This is a genomic window from Pseudomonas allii (assembly GCF_055380095.1).
Genome location: NZ_AP039450.1, coordinates 2593702 through 2618885 on the forward strand (window position 1 = coordinate 2593702; position 25184 = coordinate 2618885).

The following is a 25184-nucleotide window of genomic DNA, read 5'->3' on the forward strand; positions in this document are numbered from 1 at the left end:
GCTTAAACCCCCAGGGACTTTTTATAGCGGCCTTCGACCATGCGGTTCCAGCTCAGCATGATCAGCAGATTGACCAACAGCAGCACCACCGCGATGGTCGCGCCCATGGGCCAGTTGAGTTCCGAGAGGTACTGGTCGTACACCACGGTGGCGACCATTTTCAGGCGGCGCCCGCCAAGCAGGCCGGGGATCGCAAAGGAGCTGGCGGCCAGGCCGAACACGATCAGCGTGCCGGACAGCACCCCGGGCATGACCTGCGGCAGCACGATCTTGCGCATCACCATGGCCTGGCTGGCGCCCAGCGACAATGCGGCCTGCTCAGCCGACGGGTCGAGCTTTTGCAGGGAGGTCCACACCGGGATGATCATGAACGGCAGCATCACGTGCACCAGCGCGATGATCACCGCGAAGGGCGTGTACAGCAGCTTCACCGGGCGCCCGCCGAGCAGTTGGATCAGTTGGTTCACCAGGCCGTCGGCGCCCAATAGCAGGCTCCAGCCGAAGGCGCGCACCACCACCGAAATCAGCAGCGGCGTGAGGATCAGGATCAGGAAGATCGAGCGCCACGGCGTGCCCATGCGGCTGAGGATGTAGGCCTCGGGCACACCGATCACCACACACAGCAGGGTCACCAGCGCGCTGATCCAGAAGGTGCGCCAGAAGATCTCGTAGAAGTACGAGTCGCTGAACAATGACAGGTAATGGGCCAAGGTCCATTCATCGGCCTTCACGCCCACCTGGTAGTCGAACACGTTGAACGACAGCACCAGGGTCAGGCCCAGCGGCAAAATCAGCAGCCCGGCAAACAGCACTAGCGCCGGCAGCGACAGCAGGTAACCGCGACTCATGCGTGCACCTCGTCGGCTGCCAGTACGCGCAGCAAGTCCGCATGCCAGTCCAGGCCCACCGCCGCGCCGCAGCCCAGCGGTGCGCTGCCATCGTTGCTGCGCACCACGGTGATCTCGCCGAGGTCGGTGTGGATGCGGTAAAGCCATTGGCTGCCGAAGAAGTAACGATCGAGCACCTTGCCTTGCAGGCGGCCGGCACCCGCGTCCACCAGCGTGATCTTTTCCGGGCGCAGGCTCAGGACTAATTCGCCGTCGCCGCTTTGATGCCGCACTTGTGGCGTTCCCAGCTGATCGTAATCGCCGGCCAGCAGGTTGGCCTTGCCGACGAAGTCCGAGATGAAGCGCGTGCGTGGGTGTTCGTAGAGCGTGTACGGCGCGTCGATCTGAGTGACGCGCCCGGCCTGCATCACCACTACGCGATCGCTGATAGAGAGCGCTTCGGCCTGGTCATGGGTGACCATCAAGGTGGTGATGCCCACGGCGCACTGGATGCGGCGGATCTCGAACTGCATCTCTTCGCGCAAATTGGCGTCGAGGTTGGACAGCGGCTCATCGAGCAGCAACACCGGCGGCTCGATCACCAACGCACGGGCCAGGGCCACGCGCTGGCGCTGGCCACCGGACAATTCCCGTGGGTAGCGGTCGGCGTGGGGGGCGAGGCGCACCAGTTCCAGCACAGTTTTCACCTTGCTGGCGATCTCGGCGGCCGGCACCTTGCGCATCTTCAGGCCAAAGGCGACGTTGTCGCGCACGCTCATGTGGGGGAACAGCGCGTAGCTCTGGAACACGACGCCCAGGCCACGGCTGGCGGGCTTGGCGTGGGTGATGTCACGTCCGTCGAGCAGGATCTGCCCGCCGCTCACGTCAACGAAGCCGGCGATCATTTGCAGGGTGGTGGTCTTGCCGCAGCCCGAGGGGCCGAGCAGGGAAACGAACTCGCCTTTTTCCACCGCAAGGTCGGTGGCGACCACCGCGTCGACGGCGCCGTAGCGTTTGCTCAAGGCGTTGAGTTGGAGAAATGCCATGTCTGCGTTCCACCTTTTTTGAGTCGCGTCGAAACGCGCTTTTTTGTTTTGGGCAGATGCGAATGAGCTGTTGCCGGTGCGTTGGCGCTCGATCTTGAGTCGGCTGCCGGTTGTTGTTCATTTCGCCCCTGTGGACGCAGATTAGGACGAAGACTAGGATGGGCGGAAGATGGAATTTCACTGAACGAACTATTATTTTCAGATTTATTCACTCACCGGAATTTAACAAGAGATTGAGTGTTATGGATTCCACTGATCGAAATAAAAGCAGCAAAGAGGTCGGGGCGGGCGGGGTGTCTCGTCTGTTCGCCCTGCTACGCACCCTGGGTCAGGTGCCGGAGGGCGGCGAACGCGTCACCCAGCTCGCGCAACGGGTGGGTCTGTCACAGCCCACCACACATCGCCTGCTGCGCAGCCTGCTGGACGAAGGCATGGTCGAGCAGGACGCCCGCAGCAAACGTTATCGCCTGAGCCTGGAGTTCTTCGCCCTGGCGGCGAACGCGGGCAAGACCGGCAACCTGCGCGACCTGGTGCGCCCGAGCATGCTGCGCCTGAGTGCATCATTGGGCGACTCGCTGTTCCTGCTGGCGCGCAGCGGCTTCGATGCGATCTGCCTGGACCGCAGCGAAGGCCCGTATCCGATCCGCACCTTCACCGGCGATATCGGCGGGCGCGTGGCATTGGGTGTGGGGCAGGGCAGCCTGGCGATCCTGGCTTTTCTGCCGGAGGAAGAGCGCGAAACCGTGATCCGCTACAACTTGCCACGGCTCAAGGACTTCCACCTGTATGACGAAGTGCTGTTGCGCTCGGAAGTGGAGAACGTGCGCAACCTGGGGTATGCGGCGCGCAATACCGGGGTGCTGGAAGGCATGGCGGGGTTGGCGGTGCCCATCCTTAATCGGGATGGGCACGCGGTGGCGGCGCTCAGTGTGGCGACCATCAGCGATCGCCTGGGGCCGAGCCGGTTACCGATGGTGGTGGAGTTGCTCAAGCGCGAAGCAGCGGCGATCGGGCCGCGGATCAATCCGTTTGATCCGACGTTACGCAGGCCTTCACAAACCTTTGGTGGGTAGTTCAGATGGCGGCCAATACTATCGACCTGGCTGCCGTACTGCACGTACACATGGGTGCGAATTAGTTATCCAGCAGGTAAGTTTTTTTGTTCATGTTTAATGGAACTGTCCTTTTACATGCTGCCACAGATGGACGTTGACTCAATGCTGGCTGGGGCGTTGGTCAGCTTATTCGCATCAACTATCTGAGGTATGGCAATGATAAATACTCCTTACGGTCAGCCCACACAAACGTATTACCCACATTCTTATCCGTCTGACGGTGGCGCCAGGTGTGGTAATCAGCCTGCAATGAGTAACTCACTAGAGCTCTCTCGGCCGGTTGCCGATTCCTTAGTTGCACGGGACTTTGTCGACGCCTTCCCTTATTTCCAGGGAGAATCTGGTTTCGTCACGAGGGAAACGCTTGAGCATGCTGCCAATCGTCCGCTGAGCGGTGATCCGTTTCACGATCAAATGAGCATGCTGGCGAGGGAGGTTCTTAGCCGTCCAGGAATGAGTAATTTGCTCGATGGTATCAACCATGGCGGTCATGAAGATGGTCTGATCAGCCTGGGTGATGCGCAGGAGGCGGTCTGTGAGTACGAAGCCCAGGAGGCAGCGTACATGCAGGGTGGGCCAGTGGGGTATCACGGTGGCATGCGAGGTGGGCCGGCAGGGAATTATTACGGCGATATGCAGAACCCGTCAGGGAGGTATTCCGGTGGCATGCAGCGCAGTGGTTTTGAAAGTGGATATGGCGACAATGGGGCACGCAATTATCATCCGGCAGGGAGTGGCATGAGCCCGCAGAATGCTGAGGTCGCGAATAATTTCAAATATGCCAAAGACTCGGATATAGCGACGGAGTTGGGTAATAACGTTGATTACTTCAAGCCCAACCAGGATGGCAAGATAACTCAGCAATCGCTGCGTGAAGTTGCAAATCGTCCTTTGACGGGTAACCCTGTGGATGACCGAATGTCCCTGTTGGCCAAGGAAATCATCAGTCGGCCGGCGCTCAATAGAAAACTGGATTCCGACCATGATGCTGACAAGCCTGACGGCTTAATTGGGCGCGATACTATCGACCGGGTGTCCCGCCAGTCTGCTGAACCGGATTATGCAACTCTGAGTGACGTGGAGTTGCTTCAGGCGCTTAAAGATAAATTCAAACAGTATTGGAGCAAAGATGACTACATCAGCTTCGATAGTTTAAAAGAGGCGGCAGCGGCGTCTCCGCCCACTGATAAATCTCGACTGGCGGCTGAATTTCTCCGACGTCCTGGTTTATTGAAAGAGGTTGATGTTGGCACTGACGGTAAAGGTGGCAGGGGCGCAGAAGATGAAAGGTTTGATAGGCTCAATGTCGACCACGTCATTAAAGAGAAGCAGGCGAGCCAGTTGCTTGGTTGAGCGTGCCAGTTAAGATGCAGCCCATGCCCTGGGCTGCGTCGTCAGCCTTACATCGCTGGTTGCGACACTTTTTCCTGACTGGATCAGCCGGGGCTGATCATTCTTTCTGCTCGCACCCGCTGTTCATACTCTTGGGCGGTGATCAGTCCCAACTGCACCGCCGCCTCCTTGGGTGACAACCCTTCATCCGCCGCCTTTCGGGTAATCTGCGCCACGCGGTCATATCCCAGCAGCGGATTCAGCACCGTCGCCATCAATAACGAGTGCTCTACGTTGCGCGCCAGTTGCGGGCGATTTACCTCCAGGCCGCTTAGCAGCTTGTGGGTGAACAGACTGACGCAGTCGGTGAGTACTTCGATCGAGTGCAGCAAGTTGTGGATCAGCACCGGCTTGGCCACGTTCAGCTCGAAGGTGCTGGCAGCGCCCGCCAGGGTGATGGTGGCGTGGTTGCCCATCACCTGCATCGCCGCCTGCACCAGTACTTCGGCGATGGTGGGGTTGCGTTTGCCGGGCATGATCGAGGAGGTCAGGCCGTCGTCCGGCACGATCAATTCACCCAGGCCGCAGCGCGGACCCGAACCGAGCAGGCGGATGTCATTGGCGATCTTGGTCAATGACACGGCCAGCACATTCAGCGCGCCAGAGGCTTCGACCAGGGCATCGTGGGTGCCCATGCCTTCGAATTTGCACGGGTTGGTTTCGAAGGGTTCGCCGGTGAGCCGGCTGATTTCCTCGCAGAACGCCACGTCAAAACCGACAGGTGTATTCAACCCTGTGCCCACCGCCGTGCCGCCTTGGGGCAGCAGGCACAGGCGCGGCATGCACGCTTCGATGCGCGCGATACCGTGCTGGATCTGCTGGGCAAACGCGCCAAATGCCTGGCCCTGGCTCATGGGCACCGCATCCATCAGGTGGGTGCGGCCAATTTTAAGCACGTCCTGCCAGGCGTCGGCTTTGGCGCTAAGTTCATTACGCAGATGGCTCAGTACAGGCAGCAGCCGGCCTCGCAGTTCCAGCACGGTAGTCAGGTGCATCACCGTGGGGAAGCTGTCGTTGGATGACTGTGAACGGTTCACGTGGTCGTTGGGGTGCACCGGCGACTTGCTGCCCAGGTCACCGCCGAGCGCGAGGTTGGCGCGGTTGGCAATCACTTCGTTGGCGTTCATGTTGGTCTGGGTGCCAGAGCCGGTTTGCCAGATCGACAGTGGAAAGTGCAGGTCGAGCTCGCCGTTGGCCAGTTCCTCCGCGGCCTGTTCGATTGCCTGCGCCAGGGCCGGCGCCAGTGCGCCAAGCCGTGCGTTGGCACGGGCACACGCGCGTTTCTGGTGGCCGAAGGCGCGGATCAGGCTGGCGGGGAACGGCTGTTTGTCGCCGAACACCTCCAGCGCTCGCTGGGTCTGTGCGCCCCAGTAGCGGTCGGCCGGTATGGACACCGGGCCGAACGCGTCGTGTTCGATTCGCTGAGTAGTCATCAAGGGGCCCCGTTAAAGCGCAGCGCCGGCGGCACGGCCGAGCACGCGTTGATATTCACCCTGGGCGGTCTGCTGGGAGAACTCGCCGGACCATTTCGACACCACCACCGTGGCGACGCTGTTGCCGATGGTGTTGCAGGTGGCAATCGCCATGGACATGAAGCGGTACACGCCGAACAGCAGCGCCAGGCCTTCGGCCGGCAGTACGCCGATGGCGGTCACGGTCGCGGCAAACACCACAAAGCTGCCACCCGACACCGCCGCCGCGCCCTTGGAGGTCACCAGCATGATCGCGATGATGCCCAGTTGTTGTTCCCAGCTCAGCGGCACGCCGTAGGCGTTGGCGATGAACAGCACGCACAGCGACATGTAGATCGATGTGCCGTCGAGGTTGAACGCATAGCCGGTAGGCAGCACCAGGCCGACGCTCTGTTTGGAACAGCCGAATTTCTCGAGCTTTTGCAGCAGGCGCGGCAAGGCGCTTTCCGACGAGGCGGTGCCGAGCACGATGAAGATTTCATCCTTGATATAGGTGAGGAAGCGCCACAGGCTGAAGCCGCTCAACCGGCACACCGCGCCCAGCACCACAAAGATGAAGAAGGCGATGCCGACGTAGAACATCAACACCAGGTTGGCCAGGGACATCAGCACCGCTGTGCCATTGCTGCCCACCGCGTATGCCACCGAGCCGAAGGCACCCAGGGGCGCGAATTTCATGATCAGGTTGATGAACTCGAAGAAGCATTCAGAGATACGGTTCAGGCCGTCCTCGATCACTTCCCGGCGCTCGGGCTTCAGGGCCAGCAGGGCGAAGCCGAACAGCACCGAGATCACCAGCACTTGCAGCAACTGGCCACCGGCGAAGGCACCGACGAAATTGTCCGGAAAGATGCCGTAGATAAAGTCCATGGTCGAGGCGGGTGCATGCCCCTTGGCCACCGCGGCACTCGCGGCGGCGGCAGCGGCGCTGCTCGGGTGGGCGTCATGCATGCCGGAGCCGATCTGCAGCAGGTTGCCCCACAACAGGCCGATGGCAAGGGCGATGGTCGACACCACTTCGAAGTAAATCAGCGCGCGCAGGCCGACCTTGCCGACCCGCTTGATATCACCGGCCGAGGCAATGCCGTGGACCACGGTGAAAAACACCAGCGGCGCGACGGCGGTCTTGATCAGCTTGAGGAAGATATCGCCGAGGATCTTGAAACTGGCGGCCAGCTCCGGAGCGAGAAAGCCGAAGGCAATGCCGAGGAACATGGCAGCGACGACCTGGAACGTCAGGTCCTTGTACAGCGGTTTTTTGGCGGGGGTGGATGACATGTCTGTGATCTCATTGTTGTTATGGTTCGGATGACGCTCTGCGGGAGGGGGCTTGCCCCCGATAGCAGGGTGTCAGCCACCTGATTTTTCCCGGATACGCCGCTATCGGGAGCAAGCCTCCCTCCACAGTTGGACCTCCACTGGTTTTCAGGTCAGCGGGGGACCGCGCCCTGGCGCGCCAGCGCGATATCCACCATCTGCGGCGCCAACCCCAGATAGTTGGCGGGGTCGGTCAGGCGTTGCAGTTCGGCCACATCCAATTGCGCAGTGGCTTCGCCCTGGGCGAGCAGGGCGTCGAGCAGGCTGGTGCCCTGGTCATTGGCCATGCGGCACGCGGCGTAGACCACATCGTGGGCGACCTGGCGGCCGAGAGCCGGCGCGAGGCCCATCATCACCGCTTCGGCGACGATCAGGCCCTGGGTCATGTCGAGGTTCCTGCGCATGCGCTCGGGGCGCACTTCCAGGCCGGCGAGCATGAAGGTCGCCTGGCCGAGGGACGCGGCGCTGAGGGCGAAGGCCTCCGGGATGGCGATCCACTCCGCCTGCCACGGGCCGGTGGAGCGTTCGAAGTCCTGGATCATCGCGTCGAGCATCAGCCCGGCGTGTTGGCGCACGCCCTTGGCGGCGGCATACATGAGCTCGCAGGAAATCGGGTTGCGCTTCTGCGGCATGGTGCTGCTGGCGCCACGGCCCTTGACGAAGGGCTCGTACACTTCGCCCAGTTCGCTGGTCATCATCATCATGATGTCCAGGGCGATCTTGCCCAGGGAGCCGGTAACCAGGCCGAGGAAGTTCAAGGTTTCGGCCAGCCCATCACGGGCCACATGCCAGGTGGCTTGCGGCACGCCCAGGCCGAGTTCGGCCATCAAGGCTTCCTGCACCTGCAGCCCCTTGTCGCCCAGGGAGGCAAGGGTACCTGCCGCGCCGGCAAACTGGCCGATTTCGACCCGTGGACGCAGCTCCACCAGGCGCTCGGCATGGCGATCGAACATGCTCAGCCACACCGCGCACTTGTAGCCGAAGGTGATCGGCAGTGCGTGCTGCAAGTGGGTGCGACCCGCCATCGGCGTGTCGCGATAGCGCGCGGCGAGGCCGGCGAGCAGGCTGCGTACGGTCTGGATATCACGCTCGACGATGGCCAGCGCAGCACGTATTTGCAGGACCACGGCAGTGTCCATGATGTCCTGGGTAGTGGCGCCCCAGTGCACGTAGCGGCCGGCTTCACCGCAGATGTTCGACAGTTGCTCCACCAGCGGCAGGATCGGGTAACCGACAATCTCGGTCTCGTGCTGCATCAGCGCCAGGTCCAGGGCTTCATACCGCGACAGCGCGGCGATCTGCTCGGCGGCATCTCCTGGGATCACGCCGCAGCGCGCTTCGGCGCGGGCCAGGGCCACTTCCACTTCGATGTAGCGCTCGATCAGTGCTTTATCAGAGAACACGCCGCGCATTTCGGCGGTGCCGAACATGTCGCGGAACAGGGCGGAATCAAAAACGGTAGTCGACATGGGCAATTCCTAATTGTTATTTTTAAACCATACATATTAAATATGTCCGTACAATATGATTACGCCTGTGCTGATACACTGTCAACTCGACAACGAGGGTAAAAATGGAAAGCGTGAGCCAGAGGCGTTATGCGGCGGTGGCCAAGGACTTGATCGATCAGATTGGCAGCGGCCGTTACCCGGTGGGGTCGTTGCTGCCGACTGAGTTCGAACTCTGTTCGCTGTACGCGGTGAGCCGGCACACCGTGCGCGCGGCCATCGACCAGTTGCAGGGGCAGGGCATGGTCTCGCGGCGCAAGCGTGTGGGCACGCGGGTCGAAGCCGCGTCGCCCCAGGGCGGGTATTCCCAGGCGATGGCCTCTGTGGCCGACCTGGTGCAGGTCGCCGGAACCCATATCCGTGATATCCAGGCCGTGCGCGAGTTTGTCGTCGACATCGCCCAGGCCCGGCGCCTGGGGCTGGAGCCGGGTGGGCATTACTTCTGCGTGTCGAGCATCAAGGTCGATGCCGGTGCTGGCAATGCGCCGCTGTGTTGGACCGACGTATACGCCGAACAGGCCTTTGCAGAAGTCATCCCCGAAGCGCGCAAGCACCCGGACGAACTGATCGCCGCGCTGATCGGCAAAGCGTTCTCACGGCATATCGATGTGGTGGACCAGCAGGTGCGGCCGGTGCAGTTGTCGACCGAACTGGCGGCCAGCCTCAAGGCACAGGGCGGGGCGCTGGGGCTGAATATCATCCGCCAGTACCGTGATGAGAATGGCGGGCTGATTGCGGTGTCGGAAACGGTCTATCCAGCGGACCGTTTCACCCTGACCATGCAGATGAAGCGCGACAAGCTCTGACCCATACGACATTGACCTTGCATCTGGTAAAACTTTGGCTAATATGATCCGGGTAAAACATATATCACCCGGGTAATAAATATGCCTACGCACACGCTTCCTGCTTGCACTGCCTTTGTCCGCCACCAGCGTGTGGCGGCAGGTTCCTATGCCGACGTCGCCACGATGCTCGCCAGGCTTGACCAGCCCACGGGCAGCTTCCTGGTCTTCGACGATGCCACCGGTAACCAGGTCGATTTTCCCTGGCCTGCGGGCTATGCGCCCGAACCGCCTGCCCAGGTCGACGTGACTGACGAACCTCCCGCTCCCCCCTCGGTCGGGCGCCCGAAGCTGGGGGTGGTCGCGCGGGAAGTCACGCTGTTGCCGCGTCATTGGGAATGGCTGGGCCAGCAACGCGGCGGTGCTTCGGCGGCGTTGCGGCGGCTGGTGGATGAAGCGCGCACTGCCCATGCTTCCCGTGACCGGATACGCCAGGCCAAGGAAGCCGGCTATCGGTTCATGAGTGCCGTCGGCGGTGACCTGCCCGGTTTTGAAGACGCCTCGCGCGCGTTATTTGCCTTTGATGCGGCGGACTTTTCCCGCAAGATCGCGCACTGGCCGGTAGACGTGCAGACCTACCTGGCCTGGCTGTCGCGCGACGCGTTCCCTGTCTGATAACAACTCCTGGATCCGAACCCTCATGGACGTCACCCAGCAACGGCCGTTGTGGCAGATCTACCTGATCTTTCTGGCACCGATGGTGCTGTCCAACTTCTTGCAAAGTTTTTCCGGCACCCTCAACGGCATCTATGTCGGGCAGATGCTCGGCACCCAGGCGCTGGCGGCGGTGTCGGGGATGTTTCCCATCGTGTTCTTTTTTATCGCCCTTGTGATCGGCCTGGGGGCGGGCGCCTCGGTATTGATCGGCCAGGCCTGGGGCGCGCAGGAAACCGCGCTGGTCAAGATGATCACCGGCGCCACCCTGACATTGGGGGCGTTGGTGGGGGTGATCGCTGCGGTGCTCGGCAGCCTGTTTGCGCGCCCGGCGTTGCAGGCGCTCGGCACGCCGGTGGATGTGCTCGACGATGCGGTGGGCTATGCGCAGATGATGATGTTGATCATGCCGCTGCTACTGGTCTTTATCCTCTATACCCAATTGTTGCGGGGCGTCAGCGACACGATCTCGCCGTTGCTCGCGCTGATGGTCTCGACCCTGGCCGGCCTGCTGCTGACACCGGCGCTGATCCGCGGCTGGATCGGCCTGCCGTCCTTGGGTATCCAGAGCGCGGTCTACGCCGGGTTGGTGGGTAACGCGGCTGCGATGCTGTTTCTGATCCTGCGCCTGCGCCACAAGCATCATGTGATGGCCCCGGATCGCGAGCTGCTGGCGGCCCTGCGCCTGGATCGGGTGATTCTTGGCAAGGTCCTGCGCATCGGCTTGCCCACGGGCTTGCAGATGGTGGTGTTGTCGCTGTCGGAGCTGGTTATCCTCGCCCTGGTCAACGGTCATGGTTCCCAGGCTACTGCGGCCTATGGCGCGGTCACGCAGATCGTCAACTATGTGCAATTCCCGGCGCTGTCGATTGCCATCACCGCATCGATCCTCGGCGCCCAGGCGATTGGTGCCGGGCGCCTGGAGCGCATCGGGCCGATCCTGCGCACCGGGCTGCTGATCAACACCTGCCTCACCGGTGGGCTGATCGTGCTGGGCTACCTGTTGTCCCACTGGCTGCTCGGTTTGTTCATCACCGACGACGCGGCGCGGGTCAGGGCCGAGCACCTGCTGCACATTATGTTGTGGAGCATCCTGGTGTTTGGTTTCCAGGCGGTGGTGGGTGGGATCATGCGCGCCAGCGGCGTGGTGTTGATGCCGGTGGCGATCTCGATCTTCTGCGTGCTCTGCGTGGAACTGCCGATGGCGTACCTGCTCAACGCCCACTTCGGCCTGGAAGGGGTGTGGATGGCGTTCCCGGTGACCTACCTGGCCATGCTGGCGTTGCAGACTGCGTATTACCGGCTGGTGTGGCGACACAAGCAGATCAAGCGGTTGGTGTGAGGCTCAGGCCGCGCAGCAACAGTTCCAGGCTTTGCAAGCCTTGTTCCAGCCGTTCGTCCGAGTGTTGGTCCCTGGCGATCCACAGGGCAGTGTTGACCAGGCCTCCATTGATCAACTGCGCCAGTGCATCGCTCGGGGCCGGGCGGATAACACCGGTTTGCATCAACGCCTCCAGGCGTTCGCGCAGCGATTCGACACAGTGTTGCTGAGAGCCGGTGTCGCCCAGAACGGCTGGCGCGTCCTGCAACACAATGCGCTGGATCTCACTGTCTTGAGCCATGCGCAAGTAGGTGCGGCAACGTTCGCAAAAACCGACCCAGGGGTCGGTGGCCTCAGCGGTTATGCGCTGCAGGCGAGCATCCATCTCACTGTCGAGCTGGGCCACCACGGCCGCCAACAAGCCCTTCTTGTCACCAAAGTGGTGGTACAACGCCCCCCGGGTCAGACCGGCGCGGGCGGTGAAATCGTCCATTGAGGTATTGGCGTACCCTTGGGCTGCGAAGGCTTCGCGGGCGCTGGCGATCAGCCTGGCGCGGGTGTCTTCGATCATTTCAGCACGGGCTCGGCTCATGGGTAGGGCTCGCAATGGGCAAGTGATAGATTGACATACGCTGCGTATGTTACGCATGATTTGTCACATACGCACCGTATGTATTTTGCCTCGAACAGTGCAGATAGCAAGTTCCGGGGCTTTCAGAAAGAGGTCACGCAGGATGGCAAACCCTTACGCCGAATTGTTCCAGGTCCCTGGCGCCCGGGCTTTTGTACTGGCGGGAATGCTGGCGCGCATGCCGGTCTCGATGACGGGGATCGGCTTGATCACCATGCTCTCGCAGGTGCACGGCGGTTACGGACTGGCGGGCTCGGTGGCGGCGGTATTTGCCCTGGCCACGGCGTTTTGCGCGCCGCAGGTATCCAGGCTGGTGGACCGCTACAGCCAAGGGCGGGTGTTGCCGATTGCCGCATTGGTCGGTGGTGGGGCGTTGTTGATGTTGTTGCTGTGCACTCGCTTGCAGGCACCGAACTGGACGCTGTTCCTGTTCGCCGCCTTGGCCGGTTGCATGCCCAACATGTCGGCCATGGTGCGCGCGCGCTGGACCGAGTTGTACCGGGGCCAGCCCAAGTTACAGACCGCATTTGCCCTGGAGTCGGTGCTGGATGAGGTGTGCTTCATCATCGGCCCGCCGATCTCGGTGGGTTTGTGCGTGGTGCTGTTCCCGGAAGCCGGGCCGCTGGTGGCCGCGTTGTTGCTGGCGGTGGGCGTCACCACCTTTGTGTTGCAGCGCGAGACCGAGCCACCGGTGCACGCGCATCACGGGCATCACGGTCGCTGGCTGATCGCCTCGCCCTCGGTGCTGATCCTGATGATCCTGCTGCTGGCCATGGGCGTGATCGTCGGCGTGGTGGATGTGGTCAGCGTCGCCTTTGCCCAGCATCAGGGCCAGCCGGCTGCTGCGAGTATCGTACTGTCGGTGTACGCCATCGGTTCGTGCCTGGCGGGGCTGGCGTTCGGCACCCTCAAGCTCAAGGCGCCGCTGCCCCGGCAGTTTCTGTTGTGCGGCATCGCTACGGCGTTGACCACCTTGCCTTTGCTGCTGGTGACCAACATCGCAGGGCTGGCGGTGGCGGTCTTTGTCTCCGGGCTGTTCTTTGCCCCCACCCTGATTGTGTCCATGGCCCTGGTGGAACAGGTCGTGCCCGCCAGCCGATTGACCGAGGGCATGACCTGGCTGATCACCGGCCTTAGCATCGGCGTGGCCATCGGCGCGGCCAGTTCCGGGTGGATGATCGATCACTTTGGCGCCACCAGCGGGTTCTGGGTGGCGCTGGCGGCGGGGGCGGTCGTGTTGGGGGCAGCGGTGTTGGGGTATCGGCGGCTGGGATGATCAGTTGATCGCAGGGCAAGCGTCTGCGCTGTGATGCTGCAGAAACTCGCTCAACGCTTGGCGGATCAGGTCATTGAGCGTCACCTTTTTACGGGTTGCCGCCAGCGCCGCCGCCAGGTGCAGATCATGGCCGACCCGGACATTGAAGGAGCCTTTGCAAGGTTTCTCTGGTGTCTGCCCCAAGGTCTGGCAGGTGGCGAGGTAATCATCCACCGCCTCACGAAAAGCCGTGTCCAGTTCGGCGACGGTTTTCCCTTCATAGCTCACCAGCGCCTTGATGAACAAAACCTTGCCGAACAGGCAGTTGTCTTCGAGGCTGGCTTCGATGGAGCCGATGTAGCCGTTGTGTTTCAGTTGGTTGTTCACTGAATCAGCTCTCCTGATTTCAATTGTTCGATGATCTGGCGCCGAATGTAGTGTTTCAGTTCGTTGCCAGGGTGAGGCTTGTGCAAGGTGATCATTGCACTGGGGTCGCCGATGTCGAACTTGACGCGGCTTCCAGCCCCTTCAATCTGCGTGTAGCCCAGCCGTCGCAGCAGCGTGACGAGCTCGGGCCAGGTAAATGTCATTTGCTCGTTGAGCAGTTTGGTCAGCAGCTTTTCATTTTTGGACACGGCGTTCCCTGCGTGTAACTAAATGTAGTTGCAAAAAGTGGTGTTCGTCAATGCTAGCTGCTGTTCGGGTGGTCTTCCCGAGATTGATGTAACCCTTGATGACACTGTGCGCCGCGCCTCCCATCCCCCGCTAATTTTTCCCTCTCCGGTTCGTTTTATAGGGACGACGTGCCTTTGTGCTTCCTGCCTACTGCTCCGGACTCCAAGAAATGAATGCTGAAGACTCCTTGAAACTTGCTCGCCGGTTTATCGGGTTGCCCCTGGAAAAACGCCAATTGTTCCTGCAGGCCCTGCAGAAAGAAGACGTGGATTTTTCCCGGTTTCCCATTCCGGCGGGGGTGGAAGTGGAGGATCGCCAGGCGTTGTCCTACGCGCAGCAACGCATGTGGTTTCTTTGGCAGTTGGACCCGGCCAGCGGCGCCTATAACCTGCCGGGAGCGGTGCGGCTCAAGGGGGCGTTGAGCCTCGGCGCGTTGGAGCAGGCCTTTGCCAGCCTGGTCGCGCGCCACGAAACCCTGCGCACAGTGTTCCAGCGCCAGGCGGACGAGCGCCTGATGCAGGTGCCGGCAGACACGTCGTTGACCGTCGAGCACCTGGACCTGAGTCACCTGGCCGCCGCCGCGCGCGAACAGGCCGTCAACGAGGCCGCGACCCGTCAATCGCTGCTGCCGTTCGACCTGGAAAACGGTCCGCTGCTGCGCGTGCAATTGCTCAAGCTCGACGCGCAGGAACACGTGCTGCTGTTGACCCTGCACCACATCGTCTCCGATGGCTGGTCGATGAACGTGCTGATCGACGAGTTCATCCGCTGCTACGACGCCCACGAACGCAACGAAACCCCGCAACTGCCGGCCTTACCGATCCAGTACAGCGACTACGCGCTGTGGCAGCGCCGTTGGCTGGAAGCGGGGGAGCAGACGCGCCAACTGGATTACTGGCAAGCGCGCCTGGGTGATGAGCACCCGGTGCTGGAACTGCCCAGCGACCGCCCGCGCCCGGCCATGCCGAGCTACCAGGGCACGCGCCACAACTTCGTGATTGAACCTGGGCTGGCCATACAATTGCGTAGTTGCGCGCAAAAACACAACGTCACCCTGTTCATGCTGTTGCTCGGTGCTTTCAACGTGTTGCTGCATCGCTACACCGGGCAGGGCGATATCCGCGTCGGCGTGCCGATCGCCAACCGCAACCGCACTGAAGTCGAAGGGTTGATCGGCTTCTTCGTCAACACCCAGGTCTTGCGTACCGAGCTGACCGGGCAAACCCGCATCAATGAGCTGCTGCACAGCATCAAGGAGCACGCACTGGGCGCCCAGGCCCATCAGGAGTTGCCGTTCGAGCGCCTGGTGGAAGCCCTCAAGGTAGAACGCAGCCTGAGCCACACGCCGCTGTTCCAGGTGATGTACAACCACCAGCCGGTGGTGGCCGACATTACCAGCGTCAGCACCGCCTCCGGCCTGGAACTGGCATTGGTGGAGTGGCAAGGCCGCACCACCCAGTTCGACCTGACCCTCGACACCTATGAAAAATCCGGCACCCTGCATGCCGCGTTGACCTACGCCAACGACCTGTTCGACGCGCCAACCATCGAGCGCATGGCCGGGCATTGGCTCAGCCTGTTGCAGGCCATGGTGGTCGACGGTGAACAGCGCATCGGCGAGCTGCCGATGTTGGCTGCGGATGAGCAACAGGTGCTGGTCCACGGGTGGAACCAGACCGCCGAGGCGTACCCGACCGAGCGCGGTATTCATCACCTGATCGAAGACCAGGCGCAGGCCACGCCGGATGCGCCGGCGCTGGTGTTCGGTGCGACCACGCTGACCTACACCCAGCTCGACGCGCGTGCCAACCAACTGGCCCACGCCTTGCGCGAGCAGGGCGTCGGCCCTGACGCGCTGGTGGGGATCTGCGTCGAGCGCTCCATCGAGATGGTGGTCGGCCTGCTCGCGATTCTCAAGGCCGGCGGCGCCTATGTCCCGCTGGACCCTGAGTACCCTCGGGAACGCCTGGCCTACATGATCGAAGACAGCGGCATCCAGTTGTTGCTCAGCCAGCGCGCCCTGTTGCCACTGCTGCCGACCGAGGGCATCCAGGTGATTGCCCTGGACCAGCCCGCGAGCTGGCTCGACGGTTATAGCCGCCAGTCGCCAAGCGTTGACCTGCAGGCGCTTAACCTGGCCTACGTAATCTACACCTCAGGCTCCACCGGCAAGCCCAAGGGCGCCGGCAACAGCCACCGTGCGCTGGTCAATCGCCTGTGCTGGATGCAACAGGCCTACGGTCTGGACGCCAGCGATGCGGTGCTGCAGAAAACCCCATTCAGTTTCGACGTCTCGGTGTGGGAGTTCTTCTGGCCACTGATGACCGGCGCCCGCCTGGTTGTCGCTGCGCCCGGCGAACACCGCGAACCGGCGCGTTTGATCGAGACCATCGGGCAGCACCGCATCACCACCTTGCACTTCGTGCCGTCGATGCTCCAGGCGTTTATCCATGAGCCGGGCGTGCAAGCCTGCAACGGCCTGCGACGCATCGTCTGCAGCGGTGAAGCCTTGCCGCAGGATGCGCAGTTGCAGGTGTTCGCCAAGTTGCCACAGGCCGGTCTGTTCAACCTCTACGGCCCGACCGAAGCCGCTATCGACGTGACCCACTGGACCTGCGTCGACGAAGGCGCCGACAGCGTGCCCATCGGTCGACCCATCGCCAACCTCGCTACGTACGTGCTCGATGCCCAGCTCAACCCGGTGCCTGCGGGCGTCAGCGGCGAGCTGTACCTGGGCGGCGCCGGCCTGGCACGCAGTTACCACCGGCGCCCGGCCCTGACTGCCGAACGTTTTGTGCCGAGCCCGTTCGGTGACGGTGCGCGCCTGTACCGCACCGGCGACCGCGTGCGCCAGCGTGCCAATGGGGTGATCGAATACCTCGGTCGCCTCGACCATCAGGTCAAGCTGCGCGGCCTGCGTATCGAGCTGGGCGAAATCGAGACGCGCCTGATGCAACACCCCTCGGTACGTGAAGCGGTGGTGCTGGTGCAGGGCGGCAAGCAACTGGTGGCCTATCTGGTGCTGGAAGACCAGGCGCCGGCCGACCTCAAGGCCTGGCTGCTCGACAGCCTGCCGGAATACATGGTGCCGACCCATATGGTGCACCTGGCCAGGCTGCCGGTGACCGCCAACGGCAAGCTCGACCGCAAGGCCTTGCCGTTGCCGGATGCTGCGCGTCAGCAGGCGTATGTCGCCCCGGAAAGCGACCTGCAAAAAGCCCTGGCAGCGATCTGGAGCAATGTGCTCGGCGTGGAGCAAGTCGGTCTGGAAGACAACTTTTTCGAGCTGGGCGGTGATTCGATCATCTCCATCCAGGTAGTCAGCCGTGCGCGCCGGGTGGGCATTCGCCTGAGCCCGCGGGACCTGTTCCAGTACCAGAGCGTGCGCAGCCTGGCGCGGGTGGCGACCTTCGAGCAGGCGATCCTCATCGACCAGGGACCGGTCACCGGCGAGGTGCTCCTCACGCCAGTGCAACACAGCTTTTTCGAGCAGGCGATCCCGGCGCGCCAGCACTGGAACCAGTCGTTGCTGCTGACTCCGCGTGAGGCGCTGGAGCCCATGCGCCTTGAGGCCGCCTTGACCCGCTTGATCAACCACCACGATGCCCTGCGCCTGCGTTTTGTGCAGCAGGCGGATGGCTGGCGCCAGGCTCACGCCGAGCCGGTTGCAACCGTTTCGTTGTGGCAGTCCCAGGTCGCCGGCGAGGCTGAGTTGGCCGCACTGTGCGATGAGGCTCAACGCAGCCTCGATCTTGAACAGGGCCCGCTGCTGCGTGCGGTCCTGGTAATGATGGCCGACGGCACCCAACGCCTGTTGCTGGTGGTGCATCACCTGGCAGTGGACGGCGTATCGTGGCGCATCCTGCTCGAAGACCTGCAACAGGCCTACGGCAACGCCGCGTTGCCGGCCAAGACCAGCGCCTACCAACAGTGGGCGCAGCAGTTGCAGGCCCACGCGCAGACGCTGGACGCGCAACTGCCGTACTGGCAGGCACAGACCGCAAGCGCCGACCTGCCGTGCGACAACCCCCAGGGCGGCCTGCAAAACCGCCTGGGCAGCACTCTCGAAATTCGCCTCAGCGCCGGACACACCCGCCAACTGCTGCAAGACGCCCCGGCGGCCTACCGCACCCAGGTCAATGACCTGCTGCTGACCGCCTTGGCGCGCGTCATCAGCCGCTGGAGCGAACAGCCCGCCGCGCTGATCCAACTGGAGGGCCATGGTCGCGAAGACCTGTTCGACACGCTCGACCTGAGCCGCACCGTGGGTTGGTTTACCAGCCTGTTCCCGGTGCGCCTGCAGGCCGGGGGCGAGCTGTCGGCGGCGATCAAGTCGGTGAAGGAACAACTGCGTGCCGTGCCGCACAAAGGTATCGGCTATGGCCTGCTGCGGTACCTCGGCACGCCTGGCGCACGCGAGGCCTTGTCAAAACAGGCAGCGCCGCGCATCACCTTCAACTACCTGGGCCAGTTCGATCGCCAGTTCAGCGAGGCGGCGCTGTTCGGTCCGGCGACCCAGGGCAGCGGTCAGGCCCAGGACCCGCAAGCACCGCTGGCCAACTGGTTGACGGTGGAAGGCCAGGTGTACGGCGGCGAGCTGGCCCTGCGGTGGGGGTTCAGTCGTGAGATGTTCGAGGTGGCGACCGTCCAACGCCTGGCGGATGACTATGCCGCTGAACTCCAGGCCCTGATCGAACATTGCTGCGCCACGCCGGCGGGGCAGGTCACGCCTTCGGACTTCCCCCTTGCGCGCCTGACCCAGCAGCAGCTGGACGCCTTGCCCATCGCCGGGCCGGCGATTGCCGACCTCTACCCGTTGTCGCCGATGCAGCAGGGTATGTTGTTCCATACCCTGTATGCGCCCGAGGCTGAGGCATATATCAACCAGTTGCGCCTGGACATCGAAGGTCTGGATTTGCTGGCATTCGGCCGTGCCTGGCAGGCAGCGCTGGACCGTCATGACATCTTGCGCAGCAGCTTCCACTGGCTGGGCCTGGACAGTGCCCATCAAGTGATCCAGCGCCAGGTGGATGTGCAGTTACAGGTGATCGAAGACGTTGCCGCCAATGTTGATGCGCTCGCCGCTGCCGAACGCGAGAAGGGGTTTGCGTTGAATGCGGCGCCGCTGTTCCGCCTGATGCTGGTGCGCGGTGCCGGCCGTGCCTGGCACCTGATCTTCACCAGCCACCACATCCTTATGGACGGCTGGAGTAACGCCCAGTTGCTCGGCGAGGTCATCGCTCATTACGCCGGGCACAGCGTGCCGGCGCCGCTGGGGCAGTTCCGCGATTACCTGGGCTGGCTGCAACACCAGGCCTCGGGCGAGGCGTTCTGGAAAGCCAGCCTGGCACCGTTGCAAGCACCGACTTTGCTCGCGCAAGCGTTGCGTGTGCCGACCGAAGGCAAGGGCATGGCTGACCATCAGGTGGTGCTGGGTGACGACTTCACGTGTGCCCTGAGTGAGTTTGCCCGCCGCCATAAAGTCACCCTCAACACCGTGCTCCAAGGCGCATGGAGCGTGTTGCTGCAACGCTATACCGGGCAGGACTGCGTGGCCTTCGGTGCCACCGTCGCAGGACGCTCGGCACCCTTGCCGGGGATCGAACAGCAGTTGGGCCTGTTCATCAACACGCTGCCGATCATCAATGCGGCGTCGCCGGCCCAACCGGTGGCCGACTGGCTGAGTGAGCTGCAAGCCCTCAACCTGAGCCTGCGCGACCATGAACATGTACCGCTCTATGACATCCAGGGATGGGCAGGACAGCAGGGCAGCGCGCTGTTCGATACCTTGCTGGTGTTCGAAAACTTCCCGGTGGCCGAGGCCTTGAAGCAGGGCGCACCTGCCGGCCTGACGTTCGGCCGCCTGCATAATCATGAGCAGACCCATTACCCACTGACCCTGGGCATTGAGCTGGGCAGTTGCCTGCGCCTGGAGTTTGGTTATGACCAGGCGTGCTTCAGTGCTCGGCAGGTCGCTCAATTAAGCCGCAACCTGCACAACCTGCTGGTGCAGATGCTCGCGGATGCCCAGGCGCCCATTGGCAACCTGCTTCTGCTCGACCCAGTCGCACGGCGCGACATGCTTGCCCTCAGCCAGTCGCCCAGCCCGGCCCAGTGTCACCTGCGCGTGCACGAACGCATTGCCGCCCAGGCCAGCGCCACACCCGACGCGATGGCCGTGCAGGCGGGCGACGCACGCCTGAGCTACGCCCAGCTCAATGCTCGCGCCAACCGGCTTGCCCATCGCCTGCTGGAACTGGGCGTTGGCCCAGGCCAGCGCGTCGGCCTGGCGGCACGACGTGGCCCGCAGTTGATCGTCAGCCTGCTGGCAGTGCTCAAAAGTGGCGCCGCCTATGTGCCGCTGGACCCGAACTACCCCGCCGAACGCCTGGCCTACATGCTGACAGACAGCCGGCTCGACCTGCTGCTCAGCGAAACCGGGCTGTTGGCCGACCTGCCGTTGCCTCAAGGGCTGGCGCGCGAGAGTTTCACCGCGTCCGGCGAAGAACTGGCAGGCTACCCGTCGACCAATCCAACCAACCATGCCGCCGCTGCCGACCTGGCCTATGTGATCTACACCTCGGGCTCCACCGGGCTGCCCAAGGGCGTGGCCATCGACCATGCCGCCCTCGGCCAGTTCTGCGACAGCGCCGAGGTCTACAGCGGCTTGAGCGCGGCAGACCGGGTGCTGCAATTTGCCACGTTCAGCTTCGATGGCTTTGTCGAGCAATGCTACCCGCCGCTGTGTGTGGGCGCAGCGTTGGTCATGCGCGGCGATGAGCTATGGGATGCCGGGCAATTGGCGCGGGAAATCGTCGAGCAGGGCGTGACCCTGGCGGATCTGCCGGCCGCCTACTGGTATTTGCTCGCCAAGGAATGTGCCGTCGACCAGCGCACCCTGGGCAACCTGCGTCAGGTGCATGTCGGCGGCGAGGCGATGTCGGTGGAAGGGCTGCGCGCTTGGTACGCCGCCGGATTGGGTGACGTGCGTTTGGTCAACACCTACGGGCCAACTGAAGCGACAGTGGTGTCCAGCGTGCACACCTGCCAGTTGGCGGACGCCAGTGATGCGTTTGGCGTGCCGATCGGCCGGGCCATCGACGGTCGCTCCTTGTATGTGCTGGACAGTGGTTTCGAATTGCTTGCCACCGAGGGTGTGGGCGAGTTGTGCATCGGCGCCGAACATGGTCTGGCTCAACGCTATTTTGACCGTCCGGCGCTGACCGCCGAGCGCTTCCTGCCGGACCCGTTCTCCGCCGTGCCCGGCGTGCGGCTCTACCGCAGTGGCGACCTGGCGCGCTATAACCAGACAGGTGCGTTGGAGTATGTCGGGCGCATCGATCATCAAGTGAAGATCCGCGGGTTCCGCGTGGAAATGGGTGAGATCGAAGCCAGCCTGCAAGCTTTGCCGCAGCTGCGTGAAGCGGCCGTCATCGCGCAATCGAGCCCGACGGGCACGCAATTGGTGGCGTATGTAGTCGCCGCCAACGGGCAAAGCGTGGACTCCCTGGCATTGGCGGCCACGCTACGCCAGTCCCTGCCGGATTACATGGTGCCGGGGCACTGGGTCGTCCTCGACGCCTTGCCGTTGAACAACAATGGCAAGCTTGACCGTCGCGCACTGCCGGTACCGGACTTGAATCACGCACGCCAGGCCTACCTGGCGCCGCAAACCCCGCTGCAAACGCGCTTGGCCGCCATCTGGCAAGCGGTGTTGCAGGTCGAGCAAGTGGGGCTCAATGACCACTTCTTCGAACGTGGCGGCCACTCGTTGCTGGCGACCCAGGTGATCTCCCGGGTGCGCCATGACCTGCAACTGGAAGTACCGCTGAGGGCATTGTTCGAACAACCGACATTGGAGGCCTTTGCAGGCGTTTGCGCAGGGTTGCAGGCGAGCACTGCGCTACCGCTGGTGGCAGTGACGCGCGACCAGCCGCTGGCACTGTCGTTCGCCCAGGAACGCCAATGGTTCCTCTGGCAACTGGACCCGGCCAGCGCGGCCTACCATGTGCCGAGCGCGCTGCGCCTCAAGGGTCCGTTGGACAAGGCGGCGTTGCAGCGCGCCTTTGATGCGTTGGTCGCCCGTCACGAAAGCCTGCGCACCCACATGCTCCAGGACGCCGAACGCACTGTGCAGGTGATAGTCCCTCACGCCCGCGTCCAGTTGGTGTTGGCCGATAGCGACGAAGCGACGCTTAAAGGTCACGTCGAAACCTGCATTGCTCAACCATTCGACTTGCGTCAGGGCCCATTGATGCGGGTCAGCCTGCTGCGCCTGGCTGAGGATGAGCATGTGCTGGTGATCGTGCAGCACCACATCATTTCCGATGGCTGGTCGATGCAAGTCATGGTCGACGAATTGGTGCAGCTTTACGCCGCCAATAGCCAGGGTCAGTTCCTGCAATTACCGGACATGCCGATCCAGTATGCCGATTATGCCCAGTGGCAGCGGGCGTGGATGGCGGCAGGGGAGAAGGCCCGTCAACTCGACTACTGGCGTGAAGTGCTGGGTGGTGAGCAACCGGTACTGGAGTTGCCATTTGACCATCAGCGCCCGGCAGTGCCGACCCATCGTGGCGCGCGCCTGAATATTGCGCTGCCGTCCCCGCTCATCGACAGCCTCAAGGCCGTGGCCAAGCGCGAAGGTGTGACATTGTTCATGCTGCTGCTGGCGTCGTACCAGGCGTTGTTGCATCGCTATAGCGGTCAGCAGGACATCCGTGTGGGCGTGCCGATAGCCAACCGCAACCGCGTTGAGACCGAGCGACTCATCGGCTTTTTCGTCAATACCCAGGTGCTCAAGGCCGAGATCGACGGGCAGACCACCGTCAGCCAACTCCTGGTCCAGGTCAAACAGCGCGCGCTGGAGGCCCAGGCCCATCAAGACCTGCCGTTCGAGCAACTGGTGGAGGCCCTGCAACCTGAGCGCAGCCTGAGCTTGAGCCCGTTGTTCCAGGTTGCGTTCAACCACCACATCAGCCTGTCCGGCCAGCATTTGCAGCGCCTGGCACAGCTGGACATGAACCCGGTGAGCTGGGATGAAACGTCCGCGCATTTCGACCTCGTCCTGGACATCGAGGAGTCCCAGAACCTATTGGGCGCATCGTTCAGTTATGCCACCGACCTGTTCGAAGCCTCGACCATCGAACGCATGGCCGGCCACTGGCAGAACCTGTTGCAGGCGATGGTTGCCGATCAACAGCAGCCCATCAGCCAACTCAACTTGCTGGGCGAGGATGAACAACAACACATCCTGCGGCTGTGGAACCAGGCCGATGCCGGCTTCTCGGCCGGGCGCCTGGTTCACCAGTTGGTGGCCGACCGTGCCCGGGAAAACCCGGATGCAGTCGCCGTTAAATTCGACGCGCAAACCCTGACCTACGGTGAACTGGACCGCCAGGCCAACCGCCTGGCCCATGCGCTGATCGCCCGTGGTATCGGCCCGGAAGTGCGGGTGGCGATTGCCATGCCGCGCAGTGCCGAAAGCATGGTGGCGTTTCTTGCGGTGATGAAGGCCGGTGGCGTGTATGTGCCGCTGGATATCGAATACCCGCGTGATCGCCTGCTGTACATGATGCAGGACAGCCGTGCCCAGTTGTTGTTGACTCACACCCGTGCCTTGCAGCAACTGCCGATTCCAGATGGCCTGGACAGCCTGGCGATTGATCGCACCGAGGAGTGGGCAGGGTTCAGCGACACTGACCCTCAAGTGAAGCTGGACGGCGACAACCTCGCGTACGTGATCTACACCTCCGGCTCCACCGGCCTGCCCAAGGGCGTGGCGGTGTCCCACGGTCCGTTGGTGGCGCATATCATCGCCACCGGCGAGCGTTATGAAACCTCGCCCGCCGATTGCGAACTGCACTTCATGTCGTTCGCCTTCGACGGCTCCCACGAAGGCTGGATGCACCCGCTGATCAACGGCGCCAGTGTGTTGATCCGCGATGACAGCCTGTGGCTGCCGGAATACACCTACCAGCAAATGCACCGCCACAACGTGACCATGGCGGTGTTCCCGCCGGTGTACCTGCAACAGTTGGCCGAGCATGCAGAGCGTGACGGCAACCCGCCCAAGGTTCGTGTGTACTGCTTCGGTGGCGATGCCGTGGCCCAAGCCAGTTACGACCTGGCCTGGCACGCACTGAAGCCGACCTATCTGTTCAACGGCTACGGCCCGACCGAAACCGTGGTCACCCCATTGCTGTGGAAAGCACGCAAGGGCGATCCATGCGGCGCGGTCTACGCCCCCATCGGCACACTGTTGGGCAACCGCAGCGGCTACGTGCTGGATGCGCAACTCAACCTGCAACCCATCGGCGTAGCCGGCGAGTTGTACCTGGGCGGGGAGGGTGTGGCGCGGGGTTACCTGGAGCGCCCGGCACTGACTGCCGAACGCTTCGTGCCGGACCCATTCGGCAAGCCGGGCAGCCGCGTGTATCGCAGCGGCGACCTGACCCGTGGCCGCCCGGATGGCGTGGTGGATTACCTGGGGCGTGTCGACCATCAGGTGAAGATCCGTGGTTTCCGTATCGAGCTGGGCGAAATCGAAGCGCGTCTGCGCGAACAGGACAACGTCGGTGAAACCGTTGTGGTCGCCCAGGAAGGTCCGACCGGCAAGCAGTTGGTGGCTTACGTAGTGCCCGCAGACGGCAGCCTGATCAACGAAACCGAGTTGCGCGACACCCTGCGCCGCGCCCTGAAAACCCGCCTGCCGGACTACATGGTGCCGACGCATTTCATGTTCCTGGCACAGATGCCGCTGACGCCCAACGGCAAGCTTGATCGCAAAGGGCTGCCGCAGCCGGACGCGAGCCAGATGCAACAGACTTATGTGGCACCGCGCAGTGAGCTGGAACAACAGATCGCCGCAATCTGGGCCGACGTGCTGCGTCTGCCGCAAGTGGGCCTGAACGACAACTTCTTTGAAGTGGGCGGCCATTCCCTGCTGGCAATCCAGATCACCTCGCGGGTCCAGGCCGAACTGGGCCTGGAAGTGCCGCTGGTGGAAGTGTTCCAGACCGAAACGCTGCGTGCCTATGTGCAGGCCGCCGCCACCTTCCGCGCCGGTAGCGCGGAAGACTTTGATGATCTTCGTGACTTTTTGAGCGAACTAGAGGCGATTTGAC

15 protein-coding genes are annotated in these 25184 nt (G+C 62.8%); 7 read left to right on the plus strand and 8 right to left on the minus strand.

Annotation, left to right across the window (positions count from 1 at the left end; all coding sequences use genetic code 11):
* Nucleotides 1-2 precede the first annotated feature (2 nt).
* Entirely contained in the window at nt 3-848 is an 846-nt protein-coding gene (locus ACZ445_RS11910) for an ABC transporter permease (protein ID WP_058424721.1), read from the minus strand.
* Nucleotides 845-1873, minus strand: coding sequence for an ABC transporter ATP-binding protein (locus ACZ445_RS11915; protein WP_058424722.1), 1029 nt, complete (start codon nt 1871-1873; stop codon nt 845-847). The genes ACZ445_RS11910 and ACZ445_RS11915 overlap by 4 nt, the downstream gene beginning before the upstream one ends.
* 242 nt (nt 1874-2115) lie before the next feature.
* Between ACZ445_RS11915 and ACZ445_RS11920 the strand changes: the two genes are divergently transcribed.
* Both ACZ445_RS11920 and ACZ445_RS11925 read left to right on the plus strand, forming a co-directional pair.
* Nucleotides 2116-2946, plus strand: coding sequence for an IclR family transcriptional regulator (locus ACZ445_RS11920; RefSeq protein WP_464705215.1), 831 nt, complete (start codon nt 2116-2118; stop codon nt 2944-2946).
* A 291-nt stretch (nt 2947-3237) separates the two neighbouring features.
* Nucleotides 3238-4341 carry a hypothetical protein gene (locus tag ACZ445_RS11925; protein WP_058424724.1) on the plus strand — a complete coding sequence of 368 codons (1104 nt, stop codon included), beginning with the start codon at nt 3238-3240 and terminating at the stop codon, nt 4339-4341.
* A gap of 83 nt (nt 4342-4424) precedes the next feature.
* Here ACZ445_RS11925 and ACZ445_RS11930 read toward each other — a convergent pair whose 3' ends face one another.
* The 3 genes from ACZ445_RS11930 to ACZ445_RS11940 form a co-directional block, all read right to left on the minus strand.
* Complete coding sequence (locus ACZ445_RS11930) at nt 4425-5813, minus strand: class II fumarate hydratase (RefSeq protein ID WP_179029945.1); 1389 nt, start codon at nt 5811-5813, stop codon at nt 4425-4427.
* A gap of 12 nt (nt 5814-5825) precedes the next feature.
* Nucleotides 5826-7130 carry a cation:dicarboxylate symporter family transporter gene (locus tag ACZ445_RS11935; RefSeq protein WP_058424726.1) on the minus strand — a complete coding sequence of 435 codons (1305 nt, stop codon included), beginning with the start codon at nt 7128-7130 and terminating at the stop codon, nt 5826-5828.
* Nucleotides 7131-7282: 152 nt separating this feature from the next.
* Nucleotides 7283-8638 (minus strand): class-II fumarase/aspartase family protein, encoded by a 1356-nt coding sequence (locus ACZ445_RS11940; protein ID WP_058424727.1) that lies wholly within the window; start codon nt 8636-8638, stop codon nt 7283-7285.
* Between the two features lie 113 nt (nt 8639-8751).
* Here ACZ445_RS11940 and ACZ445_RS11945 point away from each other — a divergent pair, with 113 nt between their 5' ends.
* The 3 genes from ACZ445_RS11945 (at nt 8752) to ACZ445_RS11955 (ending at nt 11518) form a co-directional block, all read left to right on the plus strand.
* A complete protein-coding gene (locus ACZ445_RS11945; RefSeq protein WP_464708607.1) occupies nt 8752-9483 on the plus strand; it encodes a GntR family transcriptional regulator in 732 nt (243 codons plus the stop codon).
* 81 nt (nt 9484-9564) lie between these two features.
* Nucleotides 9565-10137: a DUF2239 family protein gene (locus ACZ445_RS11950; RefSeq protein ID WP_058424729.1), complete on the plus strand. Its 573-nt coding sequence runs from the start codon at nt 9565-9567 to the stop codon at nt 10135-10137.
* Between the two features lie 25 nt (nt 10138-10162).
* Complete coding sequence (locus tag ACZ445_RS11955; protein ID WP_464708356.1) at nt 10163-11518, plus strand: MATE family efflux transporter; 1356 nt, start codon at nt 10163-10165, stop codon at nt 11516-11518.
* On the opposite strand, the gene ACZ445_RS11960 is transcribed toward ACZ445_RS11955, so the two are convergent.
* The gene (locus tag ACZ445_RS11960; protein ID WP_310863946.1) at nt 11502-12089 is read right to left on the minus strand and encodes a TetR/AcrR family transcriptional regulator; all 588 of its coding nucleotides are present in this window, start codon (nt 12087-12089) and stop codon (nt 11502-11504) included. The two genes, ACZ445_RS11955 and ACZ445_RS11960, sit on opposite strands and share 17 nt — an antisense overlap.
* A gap of 142 nt (nt 12090-12231) precedes the next feature.
* Between ACZ445_RS11960 and ACZ445_RS11965 the strand changes: the two genes are divergently transcribed.
* Entirely contained in the window at nt 12232-13404 is a 1173-nt protein-coding gene (locus tag ACZ445_RS11965; RefSeq protein WP_058424732.1) for an MFS transporter, read from the plus strand.
* On the opposite strand, the gene ACZ445_RS11970 is transcribed toward ACZ445_RS11965, so the two are convergent.
* Nucleotides 13405-13770 carry a type II toxin-antitoxin system HicB family antitoxin gene (locus tag ACZ445_RS11970; protein WP_464708358.1) on the minus strand — a complete coding sequence of 122 codons (366 nt, stop codon included), beginning with the start codon at nt 13768-13770 and terminating at the stop codon, nt 13405-13407.
* Nucleotides 13767-14018: a type II toxin-antitoxin system HicA family toxin gene (locus ACZ445_RS11975; protein WP_058424734.1), complete on the minus strand. Its 252-nt coding sequence runs from the start codon at nt 14016-14018 to the stop codon at nt 13767-13769. The genes ACZ445_RS11970 and ACZ445_RS11975 overlap by 4 nt, the downstream gene beginning before the upstream one ends.
* 209 nt (nt 14019-14227) lie before the next feature.
* Here ACZ445_RS11975 and ACZ445_RS11980 point away from each other — a divergent pair, with 209 nt between their 5' ends.
* Entirely contained in the window at nt 14228-25183 is a 10956-nt protein-coding gene (locus ACZ445_RS11980; RefSeq protein WP_464708359.1) for an amino acid adenylation domain-containing protein, read from the plus strand.
* Nucleotide 25184 lies beyond the last annotated feature (1 nt).